The organism is Comamonas sp. GCA5 (genome assembly GCF_036541385.1).
Classification (GTDB): Bacteria; Pseudomonadota; Gammaproteobacteria; order Burkholderiales; family Burkholderiaceae_C; genus Comamonas; species Comamonas aquatica.
On sequence record NZ_JAZHFR010000157.1, the window covers coordinates 1 to 2739 of the forward strand.

Here is a 2739-nt window from a genome sequence, read left to right on the forward strand (position 1 = left end):
AAGCTACCCCTGATGAAGCGTACTTTGCAGCATTGCCGTTTGCACAAATGCAGGCGGCATAACCCCGGTGATCTCGCTTAGCAACTGGACTCAATTGTTCAAACGACCGGGACCACTTCTCCCTTCACCGTGCTGAGGTGCTCGACCATGGGTTTGATGAAAACGCAGAATGTCTTCAAAGCCAGCAACGATGCGCTCTTCGCGCGGGGTACGGCTGGAAGTTTTGAGCGGGGTAACCTCTACACCCAACGCATCCAGCAGGTCGTCATCATCCATATCAGCCATTGCTCAAAGCTCCTTGTGCCTGGGCAGATTTAGCCAATGCACGATAGCGTGCAAAAGCCGCCACGCCCTCGGCCATACGCTTTTCCCAAGCATCCGCGGAGTTGAGATCCGGCAAGCGGTTACGTTCGTTCTTGAACTGCAAAGCGCGCTTGGAAAGGTCGCGCGCCTCTTCCTCAGTTAGGCTTACCTTCTTGGCGGCAATAGCAGCCTGTACCTGCCGCAGCGACTTCTCATCCATGGCCTTGGCAAGCACTGCGTAGGCAGCGTCAAAAGGGTTGATGCGGTCAATCAAATCAATGTCCAAGTCCTTCACGTTGACGAACTTGCGCACACCATCGATCAGGGCGGTGCTTCCTTGCCCGGTGCCACTGCCGCTGGCATCTGCCTGAGCCAAGGCCAACTTCGCTTGCTGGGTGATGTTCATTGCGGCAATGGCGTGCTGCCGGATAGCCTCTTGATCAGCATCGCTCAGCTCGGGATAACGCTCCCGCACGATCTTGCCCATACGCAGTTGGGTTAATTCCTCGGGCAGCGTGTTTTCCTTATCGAACAGCCCGCGTTCGAGTGCTGTCTTGTCTTGCAGAAAGCTGGTGACGACTTCGTTCAAGTCTTCCTTGCAAATTCGAGTGGCTTCGGGTGTTTCAGGCTTTGTCAGACCGGCAATCTCCAGGTGAATCTGGCCAGTGTCCTTGTTAACCCCGATGTTATGCCCGCCCTCTTTGTAGCCCTCTTCACCATAGTCAAAGCCTTCTTGAGGACCTGAGTTCTTCGGCGTGAACTCGTAGCGGGGCGCCAGAACCTGCTCCATCAACAGGCTGGCAGAGATGGCTTTGAGCATGTCGTTCACGGCTTCTGCCACTGCTGATTGCTCTGCGGTGGGCTCTGCGATCAGGTTGGTGAACCGTGACCGCTCTTTGCCTTTGGCGTCACGGGTTGCACGACCAATGATTTGCACGATTTCGGTCAGACTGCTGCGGTAGCCAATGGTCAACGCATGTTCGCACCAAATCCAGTCGAAGCCTTCTTTGGCCATGCCCAGCGCGATGATCACATCCACATGGTCACGGTCGTTTTTGTGGGCAGGGTCTTTCAATGCAGACAGAACGCGAGAGCGCTTAGCTGGATCACTGTCATCGACAAGATCCGCCACCTTCAAAACACGGCCTTGTGGGGACTCGACCAAGTGGAAGCCGGTGTCGGGGTCCACGCCCTTCCATGTGCCCAAGCCATGCATGATCTCGTCCACCTCGCGCTGCTTGTCTTTCAAGCTCTCACGCGCATTCACGTTGGGGATGTGGACGATGGTTTTGAGTGCGGGGTCCAACACCTTGTTGACCGCATCGACATAGGCCCCCGTGTAGAAGAAGTAGCCGATGTCCAGCGATTTGAGCCACTGGTAGCCATTGAGCTGCTCGTAGTAGGTGTAGGTCACCGTCTCGAACTTGGCTTCGTCTGCAGGGCCCAAAACGGCCTCGCTGTCCCCTCGAAAGTACGAACCCGTCATCGCCACCAAGTGAACCTTGTCACGGGCAATGAAAGCGCCCAATTGGCTGCCCAGCTTGTTGTCTGGGTTGCTGGACACGTGGTGAAACTCGTCAATTGCAATCAAGCGATTGTCGAACGCCGTGATGCCTAGCTCTTCCACCGCAAAGCGGAACGTGGCATGGGTGCAGACCAACACCTTGTCATCGCTGGCCAGAAACTGCCGAACAGCATCTACCTTGGACTTTGCCGTGCGCGGCTCATCCCCGCCTGGGGCATTGCACAGGTTCCACTGCGGAGCCACCTTCCAATCCCAATAAAAACCGAACTGCGTCAATTGCTCATCAGCAAAACTGCCTCCGATAGAGCGCTCGGGCACCACAACGATGGCCTGTTGCAAGCCCTGGTTGTTCAGCTTGTCTAGCGCAATGAACATCAGGGCGCGGGACTTGCCGGATGCCGGGGGAGACTTGATCAGCAGGTATTGCTCACCCCGCTTGGCGTAGGCACGCTCTTGCATGGCACGCATGCCCAACTCATTGGCCTTGCTCGATGCGCCAGTGCGTGCCGTGGTGATGGACACCGATGGCACGGTGTACGCATTGGTCGGGTTGCTTGCTTGATCGCTCATAAGGTTTTCTTCCTCCCTCGGGTTGCCTTGGCGGCAGGCTTAGTCTTGTCTGCGGCAGTCATCTTGGTGTACAGCTCGAACAGCTTTTCCAGCCGCTCGGTGTCGTTCTTGAAATGGCGGCCTATGTAGATGCGCTCCAACACTTCGTCATTGCGTTCATGGGCGTGACGCAGGTTGTCCGGCATGGTTTCCGGGTTGTACAGATCGGCGATGGTGGCTGGGTGTCGGGTCCCGGACGATTGGCTGCTTAAAAACAAGCGTCCGTTGCTGCATGGCCGAGAGGTACTGCAAGCAGTTCTGGCAACATGGCAATCCCGTGCCAAGGAGTTGCCATGCTGATC

Annotated in this window: 3 protein-coding genes; all 3 read right to left on the reverse strand. The window is 56.4% G+C overall.

Features of this window, described 5'->3' with window-relative positions; translation table 11 throughout:
• Positions 1-90: 90 nt before the first annotated feature.
• Positions 91-276 (reverse strand): hypothetical protein, encoded by a 186-nt coding sequence (locus SJH88_RS18810; RefSeq protein WP_420921762.1) that lies wholly within the window; start codon positions 274-276, stop codon positions 91-93.
• A gap of 1 nt (position 277) precedes the next feature.
• Complete coding sequence (locus tag SJH88_RS18815) at positions 278-2398, reverse strand: DEAD/DEAH box helicase (protein ID WP_274755350.1); 2121 nt, start codon at positions 2396-2398, stop codon at positions 278-280.
• A partial coding sequence (locus SJH88_RS18820; RefSeq protein WP_274755351.1) for a type IIL restriction-modification enzyme MmeI occupies positions 2395-2739 on the reverse strand: 345 nt, incomplete at its 5' end. The genes SJH88_RS18815 and SJH88_RS18820, both read right to left, overlap by 4 nt.

What these genes read in the sequence shown, in the direction of transcription:
- SJH88_RS18810 (WP_420921762.1), bottom strand. Translation starts at nt 276, where the DNA reads ATGGATGATGACGACCTGCTGGATGCGTTGGGTGTAGAGGTTACCCCG.
- SJH88_RS18815 (WP_274755350.1), bottom strand. Translation starts at nt 2,398, where the DNA reads ATGAGCGATCAAGCAAGCAACCCGACCAATGCGTACACCGTGCCATCG.